Annotated in this window: 30 protein-coding genes; 5 read left to right on the top strand and 25 right to left on the bottom strand. The window is 72.6% G+C overall.

What is annotated here, in order from left to right:
* Positions 1-71: 71 nt before the first annotated feature.
* The 16 genes from hypE to SM611_RS19430 form a co-directional block, all read right to left on the bottom strand.
* Entirely contained in the window at positions 72-1,139 is a 1,068-nt protein-coding gene (gene hypE / locus SM611_RS19505) for a hydrogenase expression/formation protein HypE (protein WP_371951201.1), read from the bottom strand.
* Positions 1,136-2,260 (bottom strand): hydrogenase formation protein HypD, encoded by a 1,125-nt coding sequence (gene hypD / locus SM611_RS19500; RefSeq protein WP_371951199.1) that lies wholly within the window; start codon positions 2,258-2,260, stop codon positions 1,136-1,138. The genes hypE and hypD overlap by 4 nt, the downstream gene beginning before the upstream one ends.
* Positions 2,260-2,529: a HypC/HybG/HupF family hydrogenase formation chaperone gene (locus SM611_RS19495; RefSeq protein WP_371951197.1), complete on the bottom strand. Its 270-nt coding sequence runs from the start codon at positions 2,527-2,529 to the stop codon at positions 2,260-2,262. The genes hypD and SM611_RS19495 overlap by 1 nt, the downstream gene beginning before the upstream one ends.
* On the bottom strand, positions 2,529-3,212 hold the full coding sequence (locus SM611_RS19490; protein WP_371951510.1) for a D-sedoheptulose-7-phosphate isomerase: 684 nt from the start codon (positions 3,210-3,212) through the stop codon (positions 2,529-2,531). The genes SM611_RS19495 and SM611_RS19490 overlap by 1 nt, the downstream gene beginning before the upstream one ends.
* A 5-nt stretch (positions 3,213-3,217) precedes the next feature.
* Positions 3,218-3,421 carry a HypC/HybG/HupF family hydrogenase formation chaperone gene (locus SM611_RS19485; RefSeq protein WP_371951195.1) on the bottom strand — a complete coding sequence of 68 codons (204 nt, stop codon included), beginning with the start codon at positions 3,419-3,421 and terminating at the stop codon, positions 3,218-3,220.
* The gene (locus tag SM611_RS19480) at positions 3,418-4,014 is read right to left on the bottom strand and encodes a D-sedoheptulose-7-phosphate isomerase (RefSeq protein WP_371951194.1); all 597 of its coding nucleotides are present in this window, start codon (positions 4,012-4,014) and stop codon (positions 3,418-3,420) included. The genes SM611_RS19485 and SM611_RS19480 overlap by 4 nt, the downstream gene beginning before the upstream one ends.
* Positions 4,011-4,532, bottom strand: a complete 522-nt coding sequence (locus SM611_RS19475) for a DUF892 family protein (RefSeq protein ID WP_371951192.1) — start codon at positions 4,530-4,532, stop codon at positions 4,011-4,013. The genes SM611_RS19480 and SM611_RS19475 overlap by 4 nt, the downstream gene beginning before the upstream one ends.
* Before the next feature lie 32 nt (positions 4,533-4,564).
* Complete coding sequence (locus SM611_RS19470) at positions 4,565-4,696, bottom strand: hypothetical protein (protein WP_371951190.1); 132 nt, start codon at positions 4,694-4,696, stop codon at positions 4,565-4,567.
* A 44-nt stretch (positions 4,697-4,740) separates the two neighbouring features.
* Positions 4,741-5,505 (bottom strand): hydrogenase maturation protease, encoded by a 765-nt coding sequence (locus tag SM611_RS19465; RefSeq protein WP_371951188.1) that lies wholly within the window; start codon positions 5,503-5,505, stop codon positions 4,741-4,743.
* Positions 5,499-6,497: a hypothetical protein gene (locus SM611_RS19460; protein WP_371951187.1), complete on the bottom strand. Its 999-nt coding sequence runs from the start codon at positions 6,495-6,497 to the stop codon at positions 5,499-5,501. The genes SM611_RS19465 and SM611_RS19460 overlap by 7 nt, the downstream gene beginning before the upstream one ends.
* Positions 6,485-7,180 carry a DUF6084 family protein gene (locus SM611_RS19455; protein WP_371951185.1) on the bottom strand — a complete coding sequence of 232 codons (696 nt, stop codon included), beginning with the start codon at positions 7,178-7,180 and terminating at the stop codon, positions 6,485-6,487. The genes SM611_RS19460 and SM611_RS19455 overlap by 13 nt, the downstream gene beginning before the upstream one ends.
* Before the next feature lie 50 nt (positions 7,181-7,230).
* Complete coding sequence (locus SM611_RS19450) at positions 7,231-7,434, bottom strand: hypothetical protein (RefSeq protein ID WP_371951183.1); 204 nt, start codon at positions 7,432-7,434, stop codon at positions 7,231-7,233.
* On the bottom strand, positions 7,431-8,066 hold the full coding sequence (locus tag SM611_RS19445; RefSeq protein WP_371951181.1) for a DUF5947 family protein: 636 nt from the start codon (positions 8,064-8,066) through the stop codon (positions 7,431-7,433). The genes SM611_RS19450 and SM611_RS19445 overlap by 4 nt, the downstream gene beginning before the upstream one ends.
* Positions 8,063-8,548 carry a NifU-related iron-sulfur-binding protein gene (locus SM611_RS19440; RefSeq protein ID WP_371951180.1) on the bottom strand — a complete coding sequence of 162 codons (486 nt, stop codon included), beginning with the start codon at positions 8,546-8,548 and terminating at the stop codon, positions 8,063-8,065. The genes SM611_RS19445 and SM611_RS19440 overlap by 4 nt, the downstream gene beginning before the upstream one ends.
* Positions 8,549-8,760: 212 nt before the next feature.
* Positions 8,761-10,536 carry a nickel-dependent hydrogenase large subunit gene (locus SM611_RS19435; RefSeq protein ID WP_371951178.1) on the bottom strand — a complete coding sequence of 592 codons (1,776 nt, stop codon included), beginning with the start codon at positions 10,534-10,536 and terminating at the stop codon, positions 8,761-8,763.
* Between the two features lie 92 nt (positions 10,537-10,628).
* The gene (locus SM611_RS19430; protein ID WP_371951176.1) at positions 10,629-11,678 is read right to left on the bottom strand and encodes an NADH-quinone oxidoreductase subunit B family protein; all 1,050 of its coding nucleotides are present in this window, start codon (positions 11,676-11,678) and stop codon (positions 10,629-10,631) included.
* A gap of 196 nt (positions 11,679-11,874) precedes the next feature.
* On the opposite strand from SM611_RS19430, the gene SM611_RS19425 reads away from it, so the two are divergent.
* The 4 genes from SM611_RS19425 (at position 11,875) to SM611_RS19410 (ending at position 13,936) form a co-directional block, all read left to right on the top strand.
* The gene (locus tag SM611_RS19425) at positions 11,875-12,213 is read left to right on the top strand and encodes a hydrogenase maturation nickel metallochaperone HypA/HybF (RefSeq protein ID WP_371951174.1); all 339 of its coding nucleotides are present in this window, start codon (positions 11,875-11,877) and stop codon (positions 12,211-12,213) included.
* Positions 12,206-12,952: a hydrogenase nickel incorporation protein HypB gene (gene hypB, locus SM611_RS19420; RefSeq protein WP_371951172.1), complete on the top strand. Its 747-nt coding sequence runs from the start codon at positions 12,206-12,208 to the stop codon at positions 12,950-12,952. Before SM611_RS19425 ends, hypB begins: the two co-directional genes overlap by 8 nt.
* Positions 12,953-13,043: 91 nt before the next feature.
* Positions 13,044-13,529 carry an aldo/keto reductase gene (locus SM611_RS19415; protein WP_371951170.1) on the top strand — a complete coding sequence of 162 codons (486 nt, stop codon included), beginning with the start codon at positions 13,044-13,046 and terminating at the stop codon, positions 13,527-13,529.
* Entirely contained in the window at positions 13,460-13,936 is a 477-nt protein-coding gene (locus SM611_RS19410) for an aldo/keto reductase (protein WP_371951509.1), read from the top strand. Before SM611_RS19415 ends, SM611_RS19410 begins: the two co-directional genes overlap by 70 nt.
* Here SM611_RS19410 and SM611_RS19405 read toward each other — a convergent pair.
* The 4 genes from SM611_RS19405 to SM611_RS19390 form a co-directional block, all read right to left on the bottom strand.
* A complete protein-coding gene (locus tag SM611_RS19405) occupies positions 13,929-16,073 on the bottom strand; it encodes an acyl-CoA dehydrogenase family protein (RefSeq protein WP_371951168.1) in 2,145 nt (714 codons plus the stop codon). The genes SM611_RS19410 and SM611_RS19405 overlap by 8 nt on opposite strands.
* A gap of 110 nt (positions 16,074-16,183) precedes the next feature.
* Positions 16,184-16,657: a ribosomal protein L7/L12 gene (locus SM611_RS19400; protein ID WP_371951166.1), complete on the bottom strand. Its 474-nt coding sequence runs from the start codon at positions 16,655-16,657 to the stop codon at positions 16,184-16,186.
* Positions 16,658-16,735: 78 nt separating this feature from the next.
* Positions 16,736-17,317, bottom strand: a complete 582-nt coding sequence (locus SM611_RS19395) for a maleylpyruvate isomerase family mycothiol-dependent enzyme (RefSeq protein WP_371951165.1) — start codon at positions 17,315-17,317, stop codon at positions 16,736-16,738.
* A gap of 146 nt (positions 17,318-17,463) precedes the next feature.
* A complete protein-coding gene (locus SM611_RS19390) occupies positions 17,464-18,540 on the bottom strand; it encodes an oxygenase MpaB family protein (RefSeq protein WP_371951164.1) in 1,077 nt (358 codons plus the stop codon).
* Positions 18,541-18,644: 104 nt separating this feature from the next.
* Here SM611_RS19390 and SM611_RS19385 point away from each other — a divergent pair, with 104 nt between their 5' ends.
* Complete coding sequence (locus tag SM611_RS19385; RefSeq protein WP_371951162.1) at positions 18,645-19,280, top strand: TetR/AcrR family transcriptional regulator; 636 nt, start codon at positions 18,645-18,647, stop codon at positions 19,278-19,280.
* 115 nt (positions 19,281-19,395) lie between these two features.
* Here the strand turns inward: SM611_RS19385 and SM611_RS19380 are convergent, their stop codons facing one another.
* Genes SM611_RS19380 through SM611_RS19360 form a run of 5 tightly spaced genes read right to left on the bottom strand, consistent with a single transcriptional unit; the run spans position 19,396 to position 25,882 of the window.
* The gene (locus SM611_RS19380) at positions 19,396-20,022 is read right to left on the bottom strand and encodes an isochorismatase family protein (RefSeq protein ID WP_371951161.1); all 627 of its coding nucleotides are present in this window, start codon (positions 20,020-20,022) and stop codon (positions 19,396-19,398) included.
* Entirely contained in the window at positions 20,019-21,914 is a 1,896-nt protein-coding gene (locus SM611_RS19375; protein WP_371951159.1) for a hydantoinase B/oxoprolinase family protein, read from the bottom strand. Before SM611_RS19375 ends, SM611_RS19380 begins: the two co-directional genes overlap by 4 nt.
* Positions 21,914-23,974 carry a hydantoinase/oxoprolinase family protein gene (locus SM611_RS19370; RefSeq protein WP_371951157.1) on the bottom strand — a complete coding sequence of 687 codons (2,061 nt, stop codon included), beginning with the start codon at positions 23,972-23,974 and terminating at the stop codon, positions 21,914-21,916. The genes SM611_RS19375 and SM611_RS19370 overlap by 1 nt, the downstream gene beginning before the upstream one ends.
* Positions 23,975-23,995: 21 nt before the next feature.
* Positions 23,996-25,219 (bottom strand): CaiB/BaiF CoA transferase family protein, encoded by a 1,224-nt coding sequence (locus SM611_RS19365; RefSeq protein WP_371951155.1) that lies wholly within the window; start codon positions 25,217-25,219, stop codon positions 23,996-23,998.
* The gene (locus SM611_RS19360) at positions 25,220-25,882 is read right to left on the bottom strand and encodes a GntR family transcriptional regulator (RefSeq protein WP_371951153.1); all 663 of its coding nucleotides are present in this window, start codon (positions 25,880-25,882) and stop codon (positions 25,220-25,222) included.
* Positions 25,883-25,991 lie beyond the last annotated feature (109 nt).

Raw genomic sequence — 25,991 nt, 5'->3', positions numbered from 1 at the left:
GGTGCCCGCCTGAGCGGAGAGCGATCTGGGAAGGCGAGAACATGCCCGTTTCGTGGGCAGATCCTGACCTTTCAGCAGATGCGCGGTAGCGGGTCGCCCACCAGCAGGTCGACGATCCGGGTTCCGCCGAACGCGGTTTTCAGCAGGACGGTCCCAGGCGGGTCGTCCTTCACGTGGCCGATGACGGCGGCCTCCGCGCCCAATGGGTGGGTGCGCAGCGAATCCAGGGCCGAATCGGACGCCTCGGGCGCGACCACGACCACGGCCCGGCCCTCGCACGCCACGTACATCGGGTCTATGCCGAGCAGTTCGCAGGCGCCCCGAACGGCGGGACGGACGGGAATCGCGTCCTCGTCCACCACCACGGCCATTCCGGCGTCCGCCGCCAGTTCGTTGAGGACGGTCGCCACGCCGCCCCGGGTCGCGTCGCGCATGCGGCGGACGGCGCCGGGGCAGCGGCACGCCAGGTCGGCGAGCAGGCAGTTCAGCGGTGCGGTGTCGGAGACGGTGTCCGCCTCGATGTCGAGTTCGCCGCGCGCCAGCATGACGGTGACGCCGTGCTCGCCGATCGGGCCCGTGACCAGAACGGCGTCGCCGGGACGGATCTCGCCCGCCGGCGGGGAATGGACGACGCCCACGCCGGCGGTGTTGATGTAGCAGCCGTCGGCCTTCCCGCGCTCGACGACCTTCGTGTCGCCCGTGACGATGTCGACGCCGGCGGCCTCGGCCGCGCACCGCATCGACTCGGTGATGCGGCGCAGGTCGGCGACCGGGAAGCCCTCTTCGAGAATGAAACCGGCGGAGAGGTGCAACGGCGTCGCGCCCGCGACGGCCAGGTCGTTGACCGTGCCGTTCACGGCCAGGTCGCCGATGTCGCCGCCGGGGAAGAACAGGGGCGACACCACATAGGAGTCGGTGGTGAAGGCCAGGTCGGCGCCGTTGACCGAGAATCGCGCCGAGTCGTCCAGGCGGTCCAGGACCGGATTCCCGAACGCCTCGCGGAACACCGCCTCGACCAGCGTGTGGGTGGCCTTTCCGCCGGAGCCGTGCGCGAGCGTGATGGTGTCCTCGCGCAGGCGGGCCTTCCGGCCGCGCGCCCGCGAGATGCGTTCGAGGACCTGCTCTTCGCGGATCGTCATCGGGTCGCCTCCTTGACGCGCTCCCGGGTGAAGCGGCCGAAGTTGTAGTAGGCGGCGCAGGCCCCTTCCGACGACACCATGCACGTTCCGATCGGCGTCTCCGGGGTGCAGGCCGTCCCGAAGACCTTGCACTCCCACGGTTTCAGGACGCCCTTCAGGACCTCGCCGCACTGGCACGCCTTCGGGTCCGCGACCCGTCCGCCCGGGATGTCGAAGATGCGCTCGGCGTCGAAGGCCGCGTACTCGTCCCTCATGCGGAGCGCGGAATGCGAGATGAACCCGAGCCCGCGCCATTCGAAGTAGGGGCGCATCTCCATCGTGCGGGCGATGGCGTCGAGCGCCTTGGGGTTGCCCTCCCACGGGACGACCCGGCCGTACTGGTTCTCGACCTCCGAGCGGCCCGAGGCGAGCTGCGCGAGCAGCATGTGCACCGACTGCAGCAGGTCGAGCGGCTCGAAACCGGCGACGACCAGCGGCTTTCCGTAGTCGTCGGTGATGAACGAGTACGGCCGGCAGCCGATGACGGTCGAGACGTGGCCGGGGCCGAGGAAGCCGTCCAGCCGCAGGTCCGGCGAGTCCAGGATCGCCTTGATCGCCGGGAGGATCGTGACGTGGTTGCAGAACACCGAGAAGTTCGTGATCCCGGCGTCCGCCGCGCGCAGCACCGTCATCGCGGTGGACGGCGCGGTCGTCTCGAAGCCGATCCCCATGAAGACCACGCGCCGGGACGGGTTCCGCTCGGCGATCTTCAGGGCGTCCAGCGGCGAGTACACCATCCGGATGTCGGCGCCGGCGGCCTTCGCGTCGAAGAACGAGCCGCGGCCCCCGGGGACGCGCATCATGTCGCCGAACGACGCCATGATGACGTCCGGCTGCGACGCGATGTGGATCGCGTCGTCCACCCGCCCCATCGGGATCACGCAGACCGGGCAGCCCGGCCCGTGCACGAGGGAGATGCTCTCCGGCAGGTAGTCCTCAAGGCCGTGCTTGTAGATGGTGTGCGTGTGGCCCCCGCACACCTCCATGAACTTGTAGTGGCGGCCGGGTTCGCACAGGGAGGCGATCGAGGCGGCGAGCGCCCGCGCCTTCTCCGAGTCCCGGTACTCGTCGACGTAGCGCATCAGTCGATCCTCGATTCCCGCAGTGCGTCGATCTCGTCGTCGTAGGCGTCGCCGATGCCCTGGAGCAGCTTCAGCGTGGCCCGCGCCTCGGCCTCGTCGATCTTGGACATGGCGAAGCCGACATGGATGAGGACCCAGTCGCCGGCGGCGAGCCCCGCACCGTCGAGCAGGCCGATGTTCACGGCCCGGCGGACGCCGGTGACGTCGACCTTCGCCACCGGACGGTCCGGCATGATCTCCACGATCTCGCCCGGTATCGCCAGGCACATCAGCGGTCCCCCCGTGTCAGTTCGCGCTGCGTCAGTTCGCGCTGCGTCGTTTCGCGCTGCGTCAGTTCGCGCTGCGTCAGCTCCCAGAGCGCGTGGTAGATCGTCGTCTGCGCCTCCTGGATCCGGTGCACGGACGACGACGGCACGACGAAGAGGTGGTGCAGACCGGGCGTCTCCGCCATCTGCCCGCCGGTGTACCCGGCGAGCCCGACCACCGTCATCCCGCGCCGCGCCGCCTCCCGCAGTGCGGCGATGAGGTTGTCGGAGTTACCGCTCGTCGACAGCGCGAGCGCGATGTCGCCGGGCCGCCCGAACGCGGCGAGCTGCCGCGCGAACACGACCTCGAACCCGATGTCGTTCGACAGCGCGGTGACGACGGCGGCGTCGTTGGTGAGGGCCAGCGCGGGCAGCGGACGCGCCGTCCCGCCCGGGTTGAGGAACAGCGCGGCGACGTCCTGCGCGTCCGTCGAGCTTCCGCCGTTACCGAAGGTGAACAGCCGCCCGCCGCCGCGGAACGCGTCCGCCATCCGCGCGGCGCACGCCGCGAGGTCCTCCGCGTACTCCTCCAGGACGGTCTCGCGCAGCCGGACGATCTCGTTGGCCTTGTCGATCGTCGAGCGCCGGACGTCCTCCAGGAGGGTGTCCAGGCCCGTCCCGCCCGCGTACAGGAACGGATAGAGCATCTCGGTCACGTCACCACCCCGATCGCCTCCTTGGCGTGGACGAGCACCGTGTCGCCGACGCCCGCGTCCACCAGTGCCACGCTGATCCGCTCGACGCGCCCGTCCCCGGCGTCGACGTCCGCGAGGCCGCCGTCGAGCAGCCGCAGAACGGTGCCGGGTACGGCCTCGTCCGAGCAGGTCACGCAGTGGTCGCCCGTGCACCCCGTCACGCGACCACCTCCTGGCCGAGCACGTCCGGCTGCTCCAGGAACACGTGGACCAGCTCCCAGAGCAGGTGGTACGCGGTGACGTGCACTTCCTTGACGACGCGCGGATCGTCGGACCGCACGGTGACCAGGTGGTCGACCGCGCCGGTCAGCGCCCCGCCGTCGCCGCCCGCCAGCGCGACCGTGAGCATGCCGAGGCCGCGGGCGGTCTCCAGGCCGCGCAGGACGTTCCGGCACCGCCCGTCCGGGGAGACCCCGAAGGCGATGTCGTCCGGGCCGCCGAAGCAGCGGACCTGGTGCGCGAACACGTCGTCGAAGCCCGGCCCCGCGCAGATCCCGGTGAGGGTCGCGACGTCGCCGGTGAGCGACAGCGCGGGCAGCGCCCGCTTCCCCACGATCACCGGGTGGACGAACTCGACCGCGACATGCTGGGCGTCCGTCGCGGCGGCGCCGTTGCCGAACGTGAACAGCCGCCCGCCGCGGTGGAAGCGGCCCGCCATCGCATGGCACGCGGCGGCGATCGCGCCGGCGTCGTCCGCGAGGGCCGCGCCCGGCGCGGCGCGCCGCCGGAAGACCTCGGTCACCGTGCCGCTCACCGGCCGCCCCCGGGCGGCGGGACGTCCCGGACGCCGTGCTGGCGCAGCGACATCTCCACCGCGAGGTCCCAGCGCTCGGACAGCTCCTCCGACAGGGCGTGCGCGTCGTCGCACATCGACGTCGCGACGTGCGCGGTCTCCGGGTCCCCGGCGCGGTCGGCGACGCGCCGCAGCATCTCGGCGGCCGCGATCTGCAGGTGGGCGGCGACGTAGGCGTCCCGCAGGTGCCGCCCGGCCGGGTCGCGGCGGCTGCGCCCCAGCCCGGCCTCCAGCACGGCCGCGAACAGCTGCCCCGCGTCCCGGATGATGGACGGGGACGAGCCGTGCGCCCGCAGCCGCGCCTCGATCTCCCGCGTGTGCACCCGCGTCCGGTCCGCGTAGCGGCCGAGCCGCCGGCAGATCTCCGGATCCTCCTCCGCCACCGTGGTCAGCAGTTCGCTCATCGCGGCCTCGACGTGCTCCTGCAGCGCGTGCGCGTCCTTCAGGTAGCCGACGAGCTGCCGGTCGATCGTCGTCATGGCCGGTGTGCGCTCCCGTGTCGCCGGCGCCATCACATGGACTTGGAGTTGATGTACCTGCGCATCGCCGGCGTCTCCTTGACCACCAGGGCGATCACGGCGAGCGTGAAAAGCGCGACCATCAGCCGGACCACGCCCGGGCCGATGTGAATTCCCTTCCTCATGCCACAACTCCTCTCTGTGCGTGCGAGTGATGTCCGTGCTCCTGTCAGGCGGGTTCTTCCGCGAGTTCCTCGGCGAGCAGCCGCTCGATCAGCCGGACGGCCTCCCCGACCGCCGCGCCGACCGGCGCACTGAGCTCCATCTCCCAGGTGGCGTCGGTCGTCTGGGCGGCCGGCTCGCACGCGACCAGCAGGACCCGCGGCGGGACCGGGCCGTTGTCGCGGGCCAGCCGCAGCACCTGCGCCGGGTCCAGCCCGTGCGCGTCGATGACGGCGCCGCCGAAGTCGCCGGAGCCGGGGTCCGGTTCGATGACCGACACGGTGCCGGGCTCCTCGCCGCGGGCCGCCGCGTCGACCAGGATCACCGTCCGGTAGCCGTCCCCGAGCGCGTACATGAGGTCGATGCCGCGGATGCCGAAGTCGGTGACGTCGACACCGTCCGGGATGCGGCGCTCCTCCAGCCGCCGGACGACCTCCACCCCGAACCCGTCGTCGCCGTGGAACACGTTCCCGATCCCGGCGACGAGCACCGTGCGGGACGCCCGCTCGTGCGGCAGCGGCTCCACCTCGTCCAGTCCGACGAAGAACCGGTGGCCGAGCTGGTTGCGGGCGCCGAGGTCCCGGCCGGGGTCGTCGTCGACCGCGACGACCAGGTGGAGTTCGCCCTCCATGTCCTCCTCGACCCGCTCGACGGTGGCGGTGCGCCCCATCAGGGTGAGGTCGAAGATGTCGGCGCCGCCGCGGGGCCGCAGCCGGACCCGGCTGCCCGCGGTCACCTCCCGCCCGCCGACGAGCGCCCTCGCGTTCACCACACGTCCCTCCTCGGGTCGCGCAGCGTGCCGTGCAGCGCGAGCAGTTCGTCGGACGACAGCGCGCCGCACCGCTCCAGGATCCGCCGCGCCTTCGGGTCGGTCGCCGCCATCTCCCGCCGCTCGTCCTCGGTGAGGCTGAGCACGCTGAGGATCAGCAGCCGGTCGATCTCCGTCCCGTCGAACAGGTCGCCGGGGCTCTCCGGAGCCACCTGCGGCCAGTCGTAGAGGACGATCGGCGCCGCGAGGACGGTGTCGTGGCCGCCCCGCTCCCCCGCGAGCACCGGCCACAGCCCGTCCCGCTCGCACGTCGCGACGGCCCCCGCCAGCCGCTCCGGCGGATCGGTGCACGAGACGAACGCCCCGCCGCCGCCCGCGCGCGCCACGACGTGCGCGGAGAGCATGCCGCCCTGCACGGCGTCGTCGTGCTCCTCGGCGTCCCCGCTGTTGACGACCTCGACCCGGACGCGCACGACGCCGTCCTCGGCGGGTTCGGCGGAGACGTCCACCCAGCCGGCCACCCGCTCCCAGGACCGGACGAACCGGGCCTCGCCGGCACCCCCGGCACCGCCGTGGTCGGTTATGGGTTCCTCGTCGGTGCCGGGCGGCACCGCGACCGGGATCCGGACGGGGCCGCCCAGCATGCGCCTGACCGAGATCCGGCCGCTGGACAGCTCGCGTTCGGCGGCCTCCTGCCAGGTCATGTGCGTCTCGCCGGCCCGCTGGAGCTCGTCCACCGGGGTGTCGCCGTCCATCACCTGGCGGTGCACCGCGTGCAGGAAGCGCAGCGTGACCTCGACGTCCGACTTGGGCGCCGCCTCCAGGAGGAACTCGGCGTACACCGTCCAGTGATCGTTGTTGCGCTCGGCGTAGCGGCGCGGATAGACGCCGCCGATCGTCCACCGGCGGCGGTTCTTGAGCGCCGACCGGCGGTAGGGCCACAGCAGGTAGCCCTCGTAGAGGACCGCGTCCGCGATCGCTCTCACACGGTCCACTCTTCCTCCCCCTCGCGCGCCGCCTCGGCCCGGCGCAGCAGCTCGTCGACCGTGTCGTCGAACGAGGAGTGCGCGCGGCGCGCCCGGTAGGCGGCCAGCCGGCCGAAGCACGCGTCGTCCAGGCGGAGCCAGCGGGCCGCGCCGTAGTAGCGGTCCATCAGGTCCCGCCACTCCTGGACGGGCAGCACGCCGGTCGCCTCGTGGTGCCACGGGATCTGCCCGGTGCGCAGCCGGCCGTCCTCGCCGGGGTAGAAGACCGTCCCGTTGAAGGTCAGGTCGAGCGGGACGTCGCCGCCGCCCAGCGCGTGCAGGTAGCGGTCGGCGGCGACCTGCATGTCGTGCCCGCACGGCAGGGACAGCGTCACCTCCGTCCCGGCGCGGAACGTCGGGACGGTCGCGCCGACCCGCGCCCACGTCAGGCCGTGCAGCGACCTGTCCCACATGTCCGGCGTGCCGAACACGCCGGTCAGCCGGTCGCGTTCGGCCTCGTCGTAGTCCCGGCGCGCCGCCGCGATCGTCACCGTCGTGGTGAGCAGGACGCACTGGACGGGCCCGCCGTCCAGCCGCCGCAGCCCGACCCGCAGGTTCAGCGTCGGTGTCGCCGCGAACGTCTCGGCCTCGATCCCGAGCAGGTCGAGGCCCAGCTCCGGCACGCCCCGCTCCCCCGGGCTCGCTTCGCTCATGCCCGTCTCATGCGGGGGGTCGACCCCCCGCACCCCCCGGTTCGCTTCGCTCATGCTGGGGACAGGTTCGGCATCGAGTCGAGGATCGGCTCGCGGTGGGACGGGTTGACCCCGGTCGAGCGGCGCTGGGTGGAGCTGCCGTCGCGCAGGTGCCCCGGCTGCCTCTCGTAGTTCCCCGTGCCGTTGCCCTCGTGGACGCCCCGGATGTGCGACGGCTTGTCGGGCTTCACGTCCGGTCTGCCGAGTCTGATCATTGCTCCCCCTTCAACTCCTCGAAGAACGTGCCGATGTGCCCCCAGACGGCGTCGCCGCCGGCGAAGCCCGTCCAGTGCTCGCGCAGCAGGGCGGTGAGCCGGTAGCAGTCGTCGACCGGGAGGATCCAGTGCTCGGCCGCGCCCCGCGCCCGGTGGACGACCAGCGCCTCCACGTCGGGACGCAGGTCCGCCAGCACGGGGTTGGCCTCCGCCAGGCGCCGCCAGCTGTCGGCGTGCACGGACGCGTGCAGCGCCCCCGCCGGGCTCGGGTAGCGCGCGGTCACCGCGCCCGCCCCGTCCACCGAGAAGAACGCCAGGTCGACCGGGACGCCGAGACCGGCCCACAGCGGGCCGTCCAGGCGGAAGCCGGTCAGCTCGCGGCGCTCGTCCGGGACGAGCCGGTAGTGCCGCCCGCCCGCCGCGGTGTCGCTGAACAGGAGGGCGCACGCGCCGCAGGCGCACAGCGGGTCGCCGCTCTCCATGTCCAGCAGGTGGCGGTGGACTTCCGGCAGCGGCTCGGCGCACAGCTCGCACCGCTCGGACGGCGGGGCCGGCGGGCCCGGCACGGCCGGTGCCGACGCGTCCCGCCGGGCCAGCTCGGCCAGACGCGGCGTGGACAGGCCCGCCGTCACACCCGGCTCCGCAGCTGGTCGACGGTGATCAGCACGGGTTCGGGGGCGGGCGCCTCGACCTCGACGCGGTCCAGTTCGGGCGCGGCGGCCCGGACCGCCCGCTCGACCGCGTCCAGCACCGGGCGGGGCGGCGCGGCGCGGCCGTCGGCGGCGGCCGTCAGCCGCAGCGTCCCGTCCTCGATCCCGGCGACCTCCACGGACGTCCGGTGCTTGCCGAGGAACCCCTCCAGCGTCCCGAGCGCCCGCCGCACCCGCGTCTCCGGCGTCTCCGGATGCAGGCCGTGCACGAGCAGCAGGTGCCGGATCAGCTCGTCCCCGGTCAGCGCCGACGTGTCCGCCGAGAGCCGCACGACCCGGTCGAGGGCCTCCCCGTACAGCTCCACCAGCGCCTGGACGGCGTCGGCCCCGGCCGGATCGAGCCCCTCCAGCAGCCCCTCCAGGCGCTGGACATGCTCACGGACGCGCTCGTCGTCCCAGCTCACGCGAGTTCCCTGCGGGGGGTCGACCCCCCGCACCCCCCGGCTCGCTTCGCTCATGCGAGTTCCCTGCGGGGGGTCGACCCCCCGCACCCCCCGGCTCGCTTCGCTCACGCGAGTTCCCCGCGGGGAGTCGACCCCCCGCACCCCCCGGCTCGCTTCGCTCACGCGAGTTCCCCGCGGGGAGTCGACCCCCCGCACCCCCCGGCTCGCTTCGCTCATGATTCTTCCTGCGCACCGAACATCGGCGAATGGCGCTTCTCGATCGTCCGGCCGTTGCCGACGTACATGTGGACGCCGCACGGCAGGCACGGGTCGAAACTGCGGACGGTCCGCATGATGTCGATGCCCTTGAAGTCGTCCGGGCCGTTCTCCTCGAAGATCGGCTGGCCCTGCACGGCGTCCTCGTAGGGGCCGGGCGTGCCGAACGAGTCGCGCGGGCTGGCGTTCCACGGCGTCGGCGGGTACGGGTGGTAGTTCGCGATCTTGTGGTCGCGGATGACGAGGTGGTGCGACAGCACGCCGCGGACCGCCTCGTGGAACCCGCAGCCGATCGCCTCCTCCGGGACCTCGAAGTCGGTGAACACCTTCGTCCGCCCGGCGCGGACCTCGTCCAGGGCCTTCTCGGCGAAGTACAGCGCCATCCCGGCCGCGTAGGCGATGAAGTAGGCGCGGGCCCGGTCGCGTTCGATCGTGTTGGCGTACCGCGGCGGCGTCCACTCCAGGTTGACCTCGGGCATGCCGGGCGTCTTCGGCAGGTCGATCTGGACGCTGTGCCCCGTGGACCGGACGTACGGCGTGTCCACCTCGCCGGCCAGCGCGGTCGCCCACAGCCGGGCGAGGGGACCGCCGCCGGTGTCGAGCGCCAGGTGGTCGCCTGTGTCGGGGTGCAGCCAGCGCGGGCTCATCACCCAGCTGTACTTGCCGCCGTCGAGGTCGCGCTTCTGCGGGTTCGGCAGCGTCGTCTGGTTCCACGGGTGCCGCTGGTCGATGGGATTGCCGAGCGGATCTTGCTTGACGAACGTCTCCTCGTTGACCCAGTCGTCGTAGTACGAGCTGCCCAGCATGATCCGCATGCCGAGGTTGATGTCGACGAGGTCGGTGGTGACGAGCTGCCCGTCGACCACGACACCCGGCGTCACGTACGCGGCCCGCCCCCATTCGGACATGTGCCGGTAGTCGTAGTCGCAGACGTCCGGGTTCTGGAACGCGCTCCAGCAGCCGAGCAGCGTCCGGCGGCGGCCCACCTGGTCGTAGCCGGGCAGCGCCTCCAGGAAGAAGTCGAAGATGTCGTCGTTCATCGCGACGGCCCGCTTGACGAAGTCGAGGCAGCGCGTCAGCCGGACGAGGTAGTCGGTGAACACCTGCGGCGTCGCGACCGTCCCCACGCCGCCCGGGTACAGCGTGGACGGGTGGACGTGCCGCCCCTCCATCAGGCAGATCATCTCGCGGGTGATGCGGCTGAGCTGCAGGGCCTCCTTGTAGACCGAGCCCTCGAACGGGTTGAACGCGGTCATGATGTCGGCGATCGTCTTGAAGCCGTGGACGGAGCCGCGCGGCGCCTCCGTCGTCTTCGCCGTCGTGAGCAGCCCCGGGTTCGTCTCGGCGACCATCCGCTCGCAGAAGTCGACGAACACGAGGTTGTCCTGGAACAGCGTGTGGTCGAACATGTACTCGGCGGCCTCACCGAGGTTGATGATCCAGTCGGCCAGCGGCGGCGGTTTGATCCCGTACGCCATGTTCTGCGCGTAGACCGAGCAGGTCGCATGGTTGTCGCCGCAGATGCCGCAGATGCGGCTGGTGATGAAGTGCGCGTCGCGCGGGTCCTTGCCCTTCATGAACACGCTGTAGCCGCGGAAGATGGACGAGGTGCTCCGGCACTCGGCCACCTCCCGGTTCGCGAAGTCGATCTTGGTGTAGATGCCGAGGTTGCCGACGATCCGGGTGATCGGGTCGAACGCGACCTCGACGAGGCCCCCCTTCGTGGGGGTCATGTCGCTTCTTGCCTTCGTGCCCTGCTTCATCTACGCGGCCTTTCGGTGACGCGGCCTTCAAGGACCTCGGGTGGCGGTCGCGGGACCGCGGGTCAGTGGCGCGGCCAGCGGGGCTGGTAACCGCTGGTGAGCCGCTCCTTGTTGTGGCGCCACTTCGGTTCCTTGTTGGCGCTCCGGTTGGTGATCGACCGCATCGTCCGGATGAACGGGCCGTAGGACTTCAGCAGCGTCGTGGACAGGCTCGCGCCGGGCGGCTCGTCCATGAACGGCATGAACCTGTCCGGGAAGCCGGGCATCGTGCAGCCGATGCAGATCCCGCCGACGTTGGGGCAGCCGCCGACGCCGTCCATCCAGCCGCGCTTGGTGACGTTGCAGTTCACCACCGGGCCCCAGCAGCCGACCTTCACCTGGCACTTCGGCGAGTTGTAGTCGTGGGCGAAGTCGGCCTGCTCGTAGTAGGCGGCGCGGTCGCAGCCCTCGTGGACGGTCTTGCCGAACAGCCACGTCGGGCGGAGCTTGTCGTCCAGCGGGATCACCGGCGCCTGCCCGGCCGCCTGGTGCAGCACCCACAGCAGGGTCTCCATGAAGTTGTCCGGCTGGACGGGGCAGCCGGGCACGTTCACGATCGGCAACCCGCCGGCGGAGCGGAAGTCCCAGCCGAGGTAGTCGGCGAGGCCCATGCAGCCGGTCGGGTTGCCCGCCATGGCGTGGATGCCGCCGTAGGTCGCGCAGGTGCCCGCCGCGACGACCGCCCACGCCTTCGGCGCGAGCCGGTCGATCCACTCGTTCACCGTGATGGGCTCGCCGGTCTCGGGGTCGTTGCCCATGGACGTCCAGTAGCCGTCCCCGTTGATGTTCTCGTTCGGGATCGAGCCCTCGACGACGAGGACGAACGGGTCGAGCTCGCCGCGCGCCGCCTGCCGGAACGCCTCCATGAACTCGTCGCCGTTCTCGTAGGCGAGCACCTTGTTGTGGAGGTGGACCTTCGGCAGGCCCGGTATCGCGCCGAGGACGACGTCCTCGATGCTCGGCAGCGAGGCCGCGGTCACCGAGATCGTGTCCCCGTCGCAGCTCATCCCCTCGGACGTCCAGAGGATATGGATCTCGTCCGTCAGCGGCTCCGCCGTAGCGACGCTCACCATGCGATTCCCTCCCTCGACCGGCAGAGATCAATTACCATTTCGGCCTGCCCTTGCGGAGGGGCCCGAAACACTGCCCGAAAAGCCCTTAAAGCAGATTCCCCAGTTCGGTAAACGCAGCGTTTGAGCCGGGAAGATCAGGGGCACCGGAACAGCGCCCGGGCAGCGGGAACGGGCCTCGCGAGCGGACGGAGGACGCGTGCACGAATTGGCCGTCACGGAGAGCGTCATAGCGGCGATTTCTGCGCAATTGCCCGATTCGCGGGTCGCGGTCGTCCACCTCGAAATAGGGAGACTTTCCGGAGTCATGCCGGACGCGGTGCGATTCTGCTTCGAGCTGGCCGGGGAGGGGACCTGCGTGGCGGGCGCCCGGCTCGACATCACCGAGCCGGAGGGGGTGGGCGACTGCGCGAGCTGCGGGCTCACGTTCCCGGCGCGCGAGCCGCTCGCCCTGTGCCCCTGCGGCAGCGCCGACGTGACGATCAGCGGCGGCGCCGACCTGACGATCAAAGCGGTGGAGGTCGCCGACGATGTGTGAGACCTGCGGCTGCGACGCCGGAGCGCCCGGCGGCGGCACGGCGCGCCTGACGACCCTCGCCGCGCCGGAACACGGGCACGAGCACGAGCACGAGCACGGGCGTACCGTCACGCTCGGCCAGAAGGTGCTGGCCCGCAACGACGACCTGGCCGGGCGCAACCGCGCCTGGCTGGCCGAGCGCGGCGTCATCGCGCTCAACGTGATGAGCTCGCCCGGCTCCGGCAAGACGACGCTGCTGGAACGCACCGTCGCCGACCTCAGCCCGGACCGTCCGATCTCGGTGATCGAGGGCGACCAGGAGACGCTGCTGGACGCCCGGCGCCTCACCGCCGCCGGCGCCCGCACCGTCCAGGTCAACACCGGCGCGGGCTGTCACCTCGACGCGACGATGGTGGCCGAGGCCCTGGCCGCGCTGGCGCCGCCGGACGGCTCGACCGTCTTCATCGAGAACGTCGGCAACCTCGTCTGCCCGGCTCTGTTCGACCTCGGCGAGCGGGCCCGCGTGGTCCTCATGTCCGTCACCGAGGGCGCCGACAAGCCGCTGAAGTACCCGCACATGTTCCGGGGCGCGGACGTCCTGCTCATCAACAAGATCGACCTGCTGCCGTACGTCGACTTCGACATGGACGCCTGCCAGGACGCGGCCCGCCGCCTCTGCCCCGGCCTGCGCGTCCTCCCGGTCTCGGCGACCCGCGGCGACGGCCTGCCGGCCTGGTACGACTGGCTCGCCACCGCGTGACCGGGCGCGTTGACCTGCGGCATGTCGTTGTTATGAGCGCACCGAAAGCAACAACACGCCGCAGATCAACGGCGCGCTGTGCTTGGGCGCGATGATGTTCGGGTCCGCCGGGGAGAGCGAGGGGGTCGTCGGCAAGGCCATCGAGGGGCGCCGGGACGACATCGTCCTCGCGAGCAAGTTCTTCTTCCCGCTGGGTGAGGAGCGCAACGCGAGGGACGGGTCGCGGCGCTACATCGTCCGGGCCGTGGAGGACAGCCTCCGCCGGCTGGGCACCGACCGCATCGACCTCTACCAGATGCACCGTCCGGCCTGGGACACCGATCTGGAGGAGACGCTCGACGCCCTCACCGATCTGGTCCGCCAGGGCAAGGTGCTCTACGCAGCGTCGTCGTCGTTCCCCGCCGACCAGATCGTGGAGGCCCAGTGGGCCGCCGCGCGGCGGGGCGGGGCCGGTTCGTGTGCGAGCAGCCGCAGTACTCGGTCTTCGCCCGGTCGATCGAGGAGTCGATGCTGCCCGCCGCGCGGCGGCACGGGATGGGCGTCATCCCGTGGAGCCCGCTCGCCGGCGGCTGGCTGACCGGCAAGTACCGGCGCGGCGAGCAGGCCCCCGCCGGGTCCCGGTTCACTCCCGGGGGCAACCCGGCGTGGGTGACGCGGACCGTCGACGTGGACCCGAGCGCCCCGGCCCGCTACGACGCCGTCGAGCGGCTCACGAAGATCGCCGAAGGGGCCGGGCTGCCGCTGACCCACCTGGCGCTCACGTTCGTCGGCGAGCACCCGGCCGTCACCTCGACGATCATCGGGCCGAAGACCATGGCGCAGCTGGACGACCTGCTCGCCGCCGCGGACGTCCGCCTCGGCGGGGACGTCCTCGACGCGATCGACGAGGTCGTCCCGCCCGGCACCGACATCGCCGGCATCAACCACGGCACCGGCAACCCGTCGCTGGAGCCCGGCGGCCGCCGCCGGCCCGCCGCTACTTGATCAGCGGGTCGCGGGGCAGCTTCAGGATGCGCTCGGCGATCTGGTTGCGGGTGATCTCGGACGTGCCGCCGGCGATGGACATGCCGCGGGAGCCGAGGCGCATCAGGCCGGCGAACTGGCCGAGGCCCTCGTTGAACGCGGTGCCGGGGCCGGCGAACGCGGCGAGGAGGTCGGCGGTGGCGTGCCCGTGCTCGGCGAGGACGAGCTTGGTGATGTTGCCCTCCGGGCCGGGTTCGCCGCCGGCGACGGCGCGTTCGGCGGACCGGAGGTTCAGCAGCCGCAGGGCCTGCTCCTCCGCGAGGTAGGCGCCGACGCGTTCGGCGGCGGCCGGGACGTGCTCGCCGCGCTCGCGGTAGAGCGCGACGACGTCGGGTCCGGGCGGGCCGCCGACGCCGCCGCCGATGCTGACGCGCTCGTTGCCGAGGGTCGCGCGGGCGACCGTCCAGCCCTGGTTGGGGGCGCCGACCACGTCGGAGTCGGGGACGAACACGTCCGAGAAGAACACCTCGTTGAAGTCCGAGCCGCCGGTGATCTGGCGGAGCGGCCGCACCTCCACGCCGGGGTGCTCCATGTCGACGACGACCATCGTCACCCCGGCGTGCTTGGCGGCGTCCGGGTCGGTGCGGACGGTCGCGAAGCCCCAGCGGCAGTGCTGGGCGCCGCTCGTCCAGACCTTCTGCCCGTTGACGATCCAGCCGCCGTCGACCTTGACGGCACGGGTCTTCACGGCGGCGGCGTCCGAACCGGCCTCGGGCTCGCTGAACAGCTGGCACCAGACCTCGTCGCCGGTGAGCGCGGGCCGCACCCAGCGGTCGATCTGGTCCTGGGTGCCGTGCTGGACGAGCGTGAGGATCACCCAGCCGGTGATGCCGAGCTGGGCGCGCTTCACGCCGGCGGCGCGGAACTCGTCCTCGATGACGAGCTGGAGCCCGGCGCTCGCCTCGACGCCCCACGGGCGCGGCCAGTGCGGCTGGACGTAGCCGGTGTCGATGAGCTTCTGCCGCTGCTCGGCGGCGGGCAGCGCGGCGATCTCGCGGGCCAGCTCGCGGATCTCCGGCCGCCGGGCCTCGGCCTCGGGCGGCAGGTCGAGGGTCGTCTCGCGGACGACGCCGGCGGCCTTCAGGCGGGTCACGTCACGCTCGGCGGAGCGCGGGTCGAACACGGCCTCCAGCGTCGCGGCCCGGCGCATCAGCAGGTGGGCGTCGTGCTCCCAGGTGAAGCCGATGCCGCCGTGCACCTGGATGTTGAGCCCGGTGTTGGACGTGAACGCGGGGAGGGCGAGCGCCGCGGCGACGGCCGCCGCCAGCTCGAACTGGTCGGACGGCCCGGACGCGGCCCGCGCGGCGTCCCACACGGCGGCGGTGCTCAGCTCGGCGGCGACGAGCATGTTCGCGCAGTGGTGCTTGACGGCCTGGAACGTCGCGATGGGGCGGCCGAACTGCTGCCGCACCTTCGCGTACTCGACGGCGTTCTCCACGCATTCGAGCGAGCCGCCGACCGCTTCGGCCGAGACGAGCGTGCGGGCGACGGCGACGGCCAGCGCCCTGGCGCCGGGCAGGACGTCGGCGGCGGCGCCGTCCAGCCGGACGCGTGCGGAGCGGCGGGACGGGTCCAGGTTCTCGGGCACCTCGACGGTGGCGGCGTCCGCCCGGACGACGACCATGTCGTCGCCCGCCGGGAGGACGAGCAGCTCCGCGAGGCCGCCGCCGAGCACGACGCCCGCGTCGCCGGTGGCGGCGCCGTCCCGCAGGGTCAGCGAGCCGCCCACGCCGAGCGCCGCGGGGACGGCCCCGGAGGCGAGGCCGGGCAGCAGGCGCGCCCGCTGCTCGTCGTCCCCGGCGGCCGCGATCACCGCGGACGCGAGCATCGTCGGCAGCATGGGGCCGGGCGCCGCGGCGCGGCCCAGCTCCTCGGCGACCACGACCAGCTCCTGCAGGCCGGCTCCGCCGCCGCCGTGCTCCTCCGGAAGGTGCAGGCCGAGCAGGCCGAGTCCGGCGAACTCGGCCCAGAACGCGGGAAGATCCTCCTTCTCGGCGTCCAGCAGCGCGCGGTTCGCCGCCCGCGCCTCGTGGTCGCGCAGGAATGAGCGCGTCGTCCGCGCCAGCTCGCGGTGCTCCTCGCTGATGGCGATCGCCATGGCCCCTCCAAAGGATCGTTCCGTCCGGAGACCAGAATGGCATTCGGTTGCCGTCCGGGGCGAGGGGGCGTCCCGATCAATCTCGGCGCTTGGAGGACCGTCTCAGGCCGCTACCTCAGCGCTTCGACGAAACGCGCCGCCTCGTCCCGTCCCATTCCCGTCTCGGCGCAGACCATCGCGACGGCCGACTCGTAGTCGCCCGCGTGCTTGAACGCCCGGACCCGGTCCGACAGCATCCCGCCCCCGTCGAGCGAGGGCGCGTGGACCAGGCCCTGCCGGACCGCGTCCACATAGTCCTTGGCGGCCTGCCGCCCGAGCCCGGCCTCCACGCGGACCAGCGCGGCCGCCGGCTTCACCTTGCCCTCGGCGAGCAGCGCCCGCACCTTGCCCTGGACTTCGGGCGGCACCTGCCGGGCGAAGACCTCGCCCTTCATGCCGTCCACGTACTCCTTGGCCTCTTTGAGCCCGAGGCCCGTGACCTCCCGGACGAGCTTGATGGCCGGGATGTACTGCTCCTTCGCCACGAGTTCGACGACGCGCTCGCGAGCCTCGGGGAGGATGTAGCGGGACGCCGACGACTTCATGGGGGACTCCTCTGACCGGGGGCGAACGGTCCGATTCTCGCCGACAGGGGCGCCGCGGCGCACCCTCCCGGAGGATTCTCAGCTCAGGGGGCGGCGGCCGAGGAGCGCGACGAGCCGGTCGCCGGGGGACGCGTCCGGCGCCGGTTCCACCGGGTCGGCGAACAGCGGTCGGCGCGGCGGCTCCGGCAGCACCAGCGGGCAGACGGCCAGCAGGTCGTCCGCCAGCAGCGGCGGGATGGGCCGGCGCTCACCGGTGGCCTGCGCGATGTCCCAGCCGTGGACGGCGACCTCCAGCGCGCCGGCCCGGGTCAGCATGTCCCCCGCCAGCCGCCGGTCCCCGACCGCGACGGGCGTGAGGGCGGCGGACGCGCGCAGCACCCGGACGGCCCGCACCCGCAGCGCGGACACGGGGTCGTCCGCCGGGGCCGGCGGTCCGGGCGACGTCCCGACCCGCCCGCCGGCCATGCCCTCGTGCAGCGCGGCCAGCGACTCGCCGAGGTGCAGGACGAGCATGTCGAGGTCCCACACCGCGCACGGCGTGCGGCGGGCGAGCATGGAGGGCGTCACCCCCTGCAGGGCCGTCAGCGCGAAACCGATCGCGCGGTCCAGCAGCTTGCCGCCGCACACGGCGTCTCGCGTCGTACGCGTCGGCTCGCACATCCGGCTCTCCCATCGCGGTGGCGGCCCGCCGTGCTCCGGCGAGCGGCTGTTCCGCGAGCCGCCTGTCGTGTGGACCGTCCCCGCATCCGAAAGTCATCGGGTACGGCGGCGCAGGGACGGTCGGGGAGAGCCGGGCGGCGTGGACGTCAGGCGGTCGCCTCGACCTCCTCGCGGGTCAGCACCGGGTCCGGGGCGGTCGGCGCGGTCGAGGCGGCGACCGGCGCCGAGACGCCGCCGGCGACGCGCGCCTCGGCCTCGCGGTACTCCCGGATCGGGCCGGTGGCGTCGTGCAGGCCGTTGAGGACGGTCCACAGCGTCGCCCGGCGCGCGCGCAGCGCGATCGGGTTCGGGGGCTGGTAGAGGCAGAGCTTCTGCGCCCACTTCGGGAGCATGTCGCGGGCGGCCCAGTCCATGAAGGCGCTGCCCGGCTCCCAGGGCTTGGCCTTGCTGTCGCGCAGATTGGGGCCGGTCGCGAACGCCTTGATCGGGGTGACGGCGAGGCGCGGCAGGTAGGACTCCAGGCACTCGGCGACCTCGGCCTTGGTCGCGGGCAGGTCGGTGCCGCCGAGCGCCTCGCCGACGCGGACGAACTCGCGGTAGTAGCGGTCGATGTCGCGCAGCGGGCGGCGGTGGTAGCGCTCGTGCGCGGTCGCGAGCCCCCAGACGACGGTGGCGTAGTTCCAGCGGAGCCACTCGGGGTCGTCGGCGTCGTAGGCCAGCCCGTCCGGGCGGGTGCCCTTGATGGTGTGGTGCATGGCGCGGACGGTGCGGGCCAGGCGCTCGGCGGTCGGGGTCGACCCGTAGGCGGTGCCGATGAAGAACGACAGGGAGTGCCCGAGCCGGACGGCGGCGCCCTCCGGGTCGACGTTGCCGGTCGGGATGCCGTCCACGCGCTCGGGGATGCGGGAGTGGTCGTAGGCCATCCAGCTGATGCTCGGGTCGAGCCCCTCGATGTAGGCGGCGCCGACCAGGCCGAGGATCAACGTGGGCAGGTGCGAGTGGACGTACCAGACCGCGCTGCCGGGACCGAACCAGCCGGGGTCGCCCTCGGGGCCGGCGAAGTCCAGACCCCGGAAGAACCTGGAGCGGATGTCGGCGTCGAAGGCCCGCTCGAAGCGGGCCGCGATGATGTTCGACTTGCCGGGGCTCGCCTTGCGTGGGCCGGTCTCAGCGGCGCTGGTCTTCACGGGGCTCGTCTCGACGGTGCTCGTCCTGGCCGGCATCTGTACTCCCAATTCTGGTTACGACTGTAGCCAGAGTAAGTGTTTGGGTACGCCTGTGTCCAGAAGCGCGGTGCGCGGCGGCGGCGCGGCGGTATCGTCGGGGCATGGCGAACGCGCGCACGGCCACGTCCACCCGGTGGGCCGGGGTCCCCGCGAGCCGGCGGCGGGACGAGCGGCGCGGCATGCTCGTCCAGGCCGCCTACCGGCTGTTCGGCGAGGAGGGCGAGGCGGGCCTCACGGTCCGGGCCGTGTGCCGCGAGGCCGAGCTGCACACGCGCTACTTCTACGAGAACTTCGCCGACACCGACGAGCTGCTGGCGGCCGTCTACGACCGGGAGGCCACGGCGCTCGCCGAGGTACTGGACGCCGCCGTGAACGAGGTCGGGCCGAGCCCGGACGTCCGCACCCGCGCGGGCATCCGCAGCGTGCTGCGCTTCATCAGCGCCGACCCCCGCAGGGGACGCGTCCTGTTCGCCGAGGCGCGCGGCAACGAGGTGCTGGCCGAGCGCCGCCGGGCCGCGCAGACCGCCCTGCTGGACGGCGTGCTCGTGATGAGCAACATCGAGAACCCGCGGCTGCCGGCCCTCATCGCCGCGACGATGTTCACCGGCGCGATGACCGAGCTCGCGCAGCAGTGGGCGGACGGACGGCTCGGCACCGACCTCGACGCCGTCGTCGACAGCGCGGTCGAGCTCTCCCTCTCCCTCTACACCACCGCCGCCCGGCACACCTCCCGTTGACCTGCGGCGTCCTTCGCCGCTGACGCCCGGCGCACCCCGCCGACGCGGCCGTCGGCTTGTTGATCTGCGGCGAGTTGTTGTTATGCGACCGCTCATAACAACAACTCGCCGCAGGTCAACGGAGGAGTTCTAGGGCGCGGTCGAGGGAGAGCACGTCGGCGTACTTGGCTTGCAGGTCCAGCAGGTTGGCCTCGTGCAGGCGCCGGTCACGGTCGCCGCACGCCTCGTCCACCACGAGCGGGCGGAACCCGTGCTGCAGCGCGTCGGTCGCGGTGGCCCGGATGCAGCCGCTCGTGGTCAGCCCGCAGATGAACAGGGTGTCGATGCCCGACGCGGTCAGGGTCGCCGCCAGCGACGTCCCGTGGAACGCGCTCGCGTACTGCTTGGTGACCACCGTCTCGCCCGGCCGGGGGGCGGCCCCCTCGGCGAAGTCGCCGAGGGGGCTCCCCTCCTCGAACACGCGCAGCGCGGGCACCTTGCGGCGGAACAGGCCGCCGTCGGCGCCGCCCGGCTGGAGGCTCACCCGCGTGAACAGCACCGGCACCTCGGCCGCCCGCGCCGCGCCGATCAGCGTGACCGTCGCGGCCAGGGCGTCCTCGACGGGGGCGCGCAGCGGCGACCCGTCCTCCAGGTACGCGCGGGCGAAGTCGACCACCAGCACCGCCGGCGCCCTGCCGCAGCCGAGGCTCTCGCCGAAACCGGACTTCCGGTAGTCGGCGATCAGATCGTCCGAATCCGTCATCGGCGCAGCGCGTCGGCGGAGCGGACGTCGACCGGCGGGCGCGGCGCGGGCAGCCCGGTCTCCTCCTCGCAGCGGGCGAGGATCTCCGCCAGCGGCGGGCCCATGTCGAACACGGGGATCTCCCCGCGCTCGGCGGCCATCTCCGCACGCAGCCGCTCGGTGGCCTGCACGTCGAGGACCCCGTCGTCCCCGCACACGACGCCGTAGCCGGTGCGGGCGCCGTCGGCGGTGACCAGGCCGCGCAGCACCTCCTGCGCGACCAGCTCGGCGGGACGGGCGAGCGGGTCGCCCCATCCGCCGCCGCCCCAGGTCACGAAGTGCAGCACGTCGCCGGGCGCGACCGGGACGTCGTGGATCTTGCTGGGCAGCACCTCCCGCGTGCCGTCCGCCCGGTCGATCCACTTGCGGCCCCGCTCCCCCGGACGGCCGCCGTTCACGCCCCACGGGTAGGTGAGCCAGCGGTCGTCGTGGATCGCGATCGTGCCGGGCTCCTCGAAGTGGTAGGCGACGTCGACGCCGTTGCCGCCCCGGTGCAGGCCGGCGCCGCCGGAGTCGGCGATCGTCTCCCACCGCTCGATGCGCAGCGGGTAGTACGACTCCAGGTACTCGCAGGGGATGTTGACGAACGACGGCCACAGCGAGTGCCCGTCCGGGCCGTCGCCGACCGGACGTCCCGGGACGCCGCCGAACCCGATCGAGTACAGCTGGAACCACTCGCCCTCGCGCGGCCCGGACGTGTAGTGCCCCGAGTACATGAAGTGCGGCGAGGACGAGAACCCGGCCGCGTTCAGGATCTCCGGGTTCGTCTGCCCGAGCAGCCCGCCGAACAGGTCGAACACGCGGCCGATGCCGTGGTTGCGGGCGTTCAGCGCGGCCGGGTGGCGCGGCTTCCAGAACGAGTCCTCGGGGATCGTCACGTCGATCAGCGGGTAGAAGCCGTCGTTCCACAGGATCTGCGGGTCGGCGACCGTGATGACGTAGATGCCGAAGAACATCCGGACGAGGTTCTCGTTGATGAAGTAGTTGATCGGCCCGACCGCCTGCGGGGCGGCGTGGCTGAAGTCGAGATGGATCTTCTCCCCGGTCCGGGTGAGGGAGATCTTCAGCTCGTAGGGGCCGTAGCCGCAGCCGTCGTCGCAGATGTAGTCGGCGAACTCCAGCGTCTGGCCGTCCTCGAAGAGGGTCGCCAGCAGCACCTTCATCGCCTGGTAGTTGCGGTCGAGCAGGGCGTCCAGCGCGGACAGGTACGTCTCGACGCCGAACCGGTCGCACAGCTCGGTCACCCGGCGGGCGGCCGTCGTGCACGCCGCGGTCAGCCCGTTCAGGTCGGCCCGGTTCCAGTCCGGCATCCGCACCTGGTTGAGGATGATCCGCAGCGCGGCCTCGTTGAGCTTGCCGCCCTCGTACAGCTTGAAGGGCGGGACGATCACGCCCTCCTCGTAGATGGTGCGGGCGTCGGCCGGCATCGAGCTGGGCGTCTTGCCGCCCACGTCCGACATGTGGCCGAACATCGACGACCAGCCCACCAGCCGGCCCTCGTGGAAGATCGGCACGACCAGCAGCCAGTCGTTGGCGTGGCTGATCGCCGCCCCGCACGCGTACGGGTCGGACGTCATGAGGATGTCGCCCTCGCCGATCGTCCCGTCGAAGTTCTCCAGGAAGTCGGGCACCGAGAGCCCGAACTGCCCGACGACCATCTTCCCGGACGGGTCGGCGATCAGCGGGAACTCGTCGTGCTGCTCGCGGATGCCCGGCGACAGCGCGGTGCGGAACAGCACCTCGTCCATCTCGTAGCGGGCGTTGCGCAGCGCGTTCTCGATGATGTCCAGGGTGACCGGGTCGACGTCGACCCGTGCCACCGGCTCGGTCGCGGTCTGCAGGATCTCGGCCATCAGCCCTCCTCAGTCGGACGGATCAGCAGGCTGCCGCTCGGGTGCACGCTCGCGGCGTGACCGGGCAGGACCAGCGTGGTGGAGTCCATCTCCACCACGACGGCCGGTCCGGCCACCACGTCCCCGGAGCGCAGCTTGGAACGGTCGAAGATGCGGGCGGGCACGGACGCGCCGTCCATCCACACCTCCGTCTCCCGGACCAGGGCGCCGGACGGGTCGCCGGTCCCCTCCGGCAGGGTGCGCCAGGCGACCTCCGGGCGCGGCCCGGACACGGTGACCCGCAGGTTGATCACCTCGCGCTCGTTGTCGAGCAGGAACGAGAACAGCCGCTTGTGCTCGGCGTCGAACGCGGCGCCCAGCCCGGCGAGCAGGTCGCCGTCCACGGTCGCGCGGTCCACCTCGACGGGGATCTCGAAGCCCTGCCCGTGGTAGCGCAGGTCGATCTGGTACGTCGCGGTCTGCGCGTCGCGCGGCACGCCCTCCGACTCCAGGCGCTCCGCCGCCGCGTCCGCCAGTTCGGCGAGCACGGCGCGCAGCTCGTCGTCGTCGAGGGTGGAGAAGCGGCGCACCATCGTGCGGGCGCTCTCGTCGCGGGCGCACGTCGTCGCGTCCCCGTAGGCGCACAGGACGCCCGGCGACGGCGGCACGATCACCGGCCACGCGCCGGTCAGCCGGCCGAGCGCGTTCGCGTGCAGCGGACCGGCGCCGCCGAACGACATCAGCGCGAAGTCGCGCGGGTCGAAGCCCTGCTGGACGCTGATCAGCCGCAGCGCGCCCAGCATGTTCTCGTTGACGATGTCGATGATCCCGGCCGCCGCGGCCTCCACGCTCGGCAGGCCCATCGCCGCGGCGATGCCGCTCACCGCCTTGCGGGCTGCCTCCACGTCCAGCGAGATCTCGCCGCCGGCGAGCTGCGTCGGCAGGTAGCCGAGGACGACGTTGGCGTCGGTGACGGTGGGTTCGGTGCCGCCCGCGCCGTACGCGGCCGGGCCGGGGGCGGCGCCCGCCGACTGCGGGCCGACGCGCAGCGCCTTGGTCAGCTCGGGGACGTGCGCGATCGAGCCGCCGCCCGCGCCGACCGTGCGGACGTCCACGCTGGTCGCCCGGACGGTCAGGTCGCCGACGCTGGTCTCCCGGCCGATCCGCGGGCGCCCGCCGAGCACCAGCGCCACGTCCGTGGACGTGCCGCCCATGTCGAAGGTGAGGAAGTCGGCGAACCCGGCCTGCTCGGCGAACCACACCGCGCCGGTCACGCCGCCCGCCGGGCCGGACAGCAGCAGCGACACCGGGGCCTCGGCCGCCTTGGACGCCTGGGTGAGCCCGCCGTCGCTGCGCAGCACCGCCAGCGGCGCCGCGATCCCGCTGCCGGTCAGCGACCGGTCGAGGTTGCTCACGTACCGGGCGACCTCCGGCTGCACGTAGCTGTTCGCCACGGTCGTGACGGTCCGCTCGTACTCGCGCATCTCCGGCAGGACCTGGCTGGACAGCGACACCGGGACGCCGGGCAGCTCCTCCGCCGCGAGCTCGGCCACCCGCCGCTCGTGCGCGTCGCTCGCGTACGAGTTGATCAGCGAGACGGTGAGCGCCTCGATGCCGGCGCCGGCGAGACGGCGCAGCGCGGCGCGGGCGCGGTCCTCGTCCAGCGGGGTGACGACCGAGCCGTCGGCGGCGATCCGGCCGGGGATCTCGACCGTGTGCTCCAGCCGGGCCAGCGGCTCCGGCTTCGGCCAGATGATCCAGCCGGCCAGCCCGCCCGGAACGTACGACCGGGCGATCTGCAGGACCTGCCGGAACCCCTCGGTGGTCACGAGCCCGACCCGCGCTCCCCTGCCCTGCAGGATCGCGTTGGTCGCCACCGTCGTGCCGTGCAGGACGTGCGCCACCTCGGTCAGCTCGATCCCCGCGTCCCGGCACACCTTGCGGATGCCGTTGAGGACGCCTTCGGACTGGTCCGCCGGGGTCGAGGCGGTTTTGGCGCGGTGGCTGACGCCGGTCTCCTCGTCCACCAGGAGCACGTCGGTGAACGTGCCTCCCACGTCTACGCCTAGGCGATAACCCATGCTGGTCTCCCGTGCGGTGCTTTAGATGACGCCGCGCTGCGTCAACGCGGAGATCTCTTCTTCTTGAAGGTCCAGGAGGCCTCCGTACACCTCCTGGTTGTGCTCACCGAGGGCCGGGCCGGCGTGCCGCACCGACCCGGGCGTCTCGCTGAGCCTGGGGAACGCGTTGTGCATCGGGAGCTCACCGAAGTCGGGATGGACGAGCCGCACGATCGCCTCGCGGGCGGCGAAGTGCGGGTCCTCGAACATGTCCTTCGCGGTGTAGATGCGGCCCGCCGGGACGCCGCCCTCGTGCAGGGCCTCCAAGAGGGCCTCGGTGTCCAGGCCGGCCGACCATGCGGAGATCAGTTCGTCCAGTTCCTCCATGTTCGCGCCGCGGGCGGCGTGGCCGGCGTACCGCGGGTCGTCCGCCAGCTCGGGACGTCCCATGGTCGTGGCGAGCCGCCCGAACACGGTGTCCTGGTTGGCGGCGATCAGGATCATCTCGCCGGACGCGGTCGGGTACACGTTGCTGGGCGACACGTTCGGCAGCACCGACCCGGTCCGCTCGCGCTGGTAGCCGGCCACGGCCCACTCGGGCAGCAGCGACTCCATCATCGCGAGCACCGCCTCGTAGATGGCCGAGTCGACGATCTGCCCCCGGCCGGTGTTGCTGCGGTGGTGGACGGCGACGAGCGCGCCGATCGTGGCGAACACGGCGGCGAGCGAGTCGCCGAGCGAGATCCCGGCCCGGGACGGCGCGTTGCCCGGGTCGCCGGTCACGTACCGGATGCCGCCCATCGCCTCGCCGATCGACCCGTACCCGGCGCGCGGCGCGTACGGGCCGCTCTGCCCGAAACCGGACACCCGGACGAGGATCAGCCCCGGGTTCTCCTCGCGGAGCCGCTCGAAGTCCATCCCCCAGCGCTCCAGCGTGCCGGGACGGAAGTTCTCCACCACGATGTCGGCCTGCCCGATGATCTTGCGCGCCAGGTCCTGGCCCTCGGGTGTGCGCAGGTTGCACGTCACCGACTTCTTGTTGCGCGCGACGACCGGCCACCAGAGGGACTTGCCGTGCGGCTTCTCCCGTCCCCACTGGCGCATCGGGTCGCCGGCGCCCGGCGACTCCAGCTTGATCACCTCGGCGCCGAAGTCGCCGAGCAGCTGCCCGCAGAACGGGCCGGCGAGCAGCTGTCCCATCTCCACCACGCGCAGGTCGGCGAGCGGTCCGCGGGCGTCCTGCGTGGCGCCGTCGTGCGTTGACATCTAGGGGATCCTCGTTTCGGTCTGGTTGTCCTGTACCTGCGAGGCGCGCAGCAGCACCGCCTTCGCGGCGAGCACGTGCGCCCGCATCACCGACTCGGCCCAGGTGCCGTCGGCCGCCCGCAGCGCGGCCACCAGCTCCCGGTGGTGGGCCGAGCTGCGGGCGAGATCGTCCGGCGAGTACCGGTGGAAGGTGCGCATGACGAGCGGGAGCTGCACGACCGCGTTGAGCATCGACACCAGCCGGGCGCTGGCCGCCGCGGCGCGGACGACGCCGTGGAACTCGGCGTTCAGCTCGGCGACCCGGTCCAGGTCCTGCCCGTCGCCGGGCGCGGCGGACCGTTCCATGAGGTCGCACAGCTCGTCCATGCGGTCGGTGCCCGCGGGCTCGATGCGGGTGGCGGCGCGGCGGGCGGCGGCGCCCTCCAGCAGCATCCGCAGGTCGTAGATCTCGTCCAGGTCCTCCGGCGTCCAGTCCGGGACGCGGGCGCCGCGGTGCGGCAGGACCTCGACCAACCCCTCGACCTCGAGGCGGCGCAGCGCCTCCCGGACCGGCGTCCGGCTGGAGCCGGTCTGCTCGGCCAGCTCGGCCTCGCCGAGCCGTGCGCCGGGCGGGTGGGCGCCGTCCAGGATGTCGGCGCGCAGCCGTGTGTACACACGGTCCACGGCACGGACCATCCGAACCTCCTCGTCACGTCGATTGCATGCAAGATAAGCATTTCGGACGCTTGACACAAGTGTTGTGCCTGGCCGATTCTGCGTACATCATCAGATT

It is taken from the genome of Actinomadura monticuli (assembly GCF_041463655.1).
GTDB classification, from domain to species: domain Bacteria; phylum Actinomycetota; class Actinomycetes; order Streptosporangiales; family Streptosporangiaceae; genus Spirillospora; species Spirillospora monticuli.
This window is presented reverse-complemented; position numbering and strand designations above follow the sequence as displayed.

Coding starts and splice junctions, on each gene's coding strand:
- hypE (WP_371951201.1), bottom strand. CDS start 1,139: ATGACGATCCGCGAAGAGCAGGTCCTCGAACGCATCTCGCGGGCGCGC.
- hypD (WP_371951199.1), bottom strand. CDS start 2,260: ATGCGCTACGTCGACGAGTACCGGGACTCGGAGAAGGCGCGGGCGCTC.
- SM611_RS19495 (WP_371951197.1), bottom strand. CDS start 2,529: ATGTGCCTGGCGATACCGGGCGAGATCGTGGAGATCATGCCGGACCGT.
- SM611_RS19490 (WP_371951510.1), bottom strand. CDS start 3,212: ATGCTCTATCCGTTCCTGTACGCGGGCGGGACGGGCCTGGACACCCTC.
- SM611_RS19475 (WP_371951192.1), bottom strand. CDS start 4,532: ATGACGACGATCGACCGGCAGCTCGTCGGCTACCTGAAGGACGCGCAC.
- SM611_RS19470 (WP_371951190.1), bottom strand. CDS start 4,696: ATGAGGAAGGGAATTCACATCGGCCCGGGCGTGGTCCGGCTGATGGTC.
- SM611_RS19455 (WP_371951185.1), bottom strand. CDS start 7,180: ATGAGCGAAGCGAGCCCGGGGGAGCGGGGCGTGCCGGAGCTGGGCCTC.
- SM611_RS19450 (WP_371951183.1), bottom strand. CDS start 7,434: ATGATCAGACTCGGCAGACCGGACGTGAAGCCCGACAAGCCGTCGCAC.
- SM611_RS19435 (WP_371951178.1), bottom strand. CDS start 10,536: ATGACCCCCACGAAGGGGGGCCTCGTCGAGGTCGCGTTCGACCCGATC.
- SM611_RS19430 (WP_371951176.1), bottom strand. CDS start 11,678: ATGGTGAGCGTCGCTACGGCGGAGCCGCTGACGGACGAGATCCATATC.
- hypB (WP_371951172.1), top strand. CDS start 12,206: ATGTGTGAGACCTGCGGCTGCGACGCCGGAGCGCCCGGCGGCGGCACG.
- SM611_RS19415 (WP_371951170.1), top strand. CDS start 13,044: ATGATGTTCGGGTCCGCCGGGGAGAGCGAGGGGGTCGTCGGCAAGGCC.
- SM611_RS19410 (WP_371951509.1), top strand. CDS start 13,460: ATGCTGCCCGCCGCGCGGCGGCACGGGATGGGCGTCATCCCGTGGAGC.
- SM611_RS19405 (WP_371951168.1), bottom strand. CDS start 16,073: ATGGCGATCGCCATCAGCGAGGAGCACCGCGAGCTGGCGCGGACGACG.
- SM611_RS19400 (WP_371951166.1), bottom strand. CDS start 16,657: ATGAAGTCGTCGGCGTCCCGCTACATCCTCCCCGAGGCTCGCGAGCGC.
- SM611_RS19395 (WP_371951165.1), bottom strand. CDS start 17,317: ATGTGCGAGCCGACGCGTACGACGCGAGACGCCGTGTGCGGCGGCAAG.
- SM611_RS19390 (WP_371951164.1), bottom strand. CDS start 18,540: ATGCCGGCCAGGACGAGCACCGTCGAGACGAGCCCCGTGAAGACCAGC.
- SM611_RS19385 (WP_371951162.1), top strand. CDS start 18,645: ATGGCGAACGCGCGCACGGCCACGTCCACCCGGTGGGCCGGGGTCCCC.
- SM611_RS19380 (WP_371951161.1), bottom strand. CDS start 20,022: ATGACGGATTCGGACGATCTGATCGCCGACTACCGGAAGTCCGGTTTC.
- SM611_RS19375 (WP_371951159.1), bottom strand. CDS start 21,914: ATGGCCGAGATCCTGCAGACCGCGACCGAGCCGGTGGCACGGGTCGAC.
- SM611_RS19370 (WP_371951157.1), bottom strand. CDS start 23,974: ATGGGTTATCGCCTAGGCGTAGACGTGGGAGGCACGTTCACCGACGTG.
- SM611_RS19365 (WP_371951155.1), bottom strand. CDS start 25,219: ATGTCAACGCACGACGGCGCCACGCAGGACGCCCGCGGACCGCTCGCC.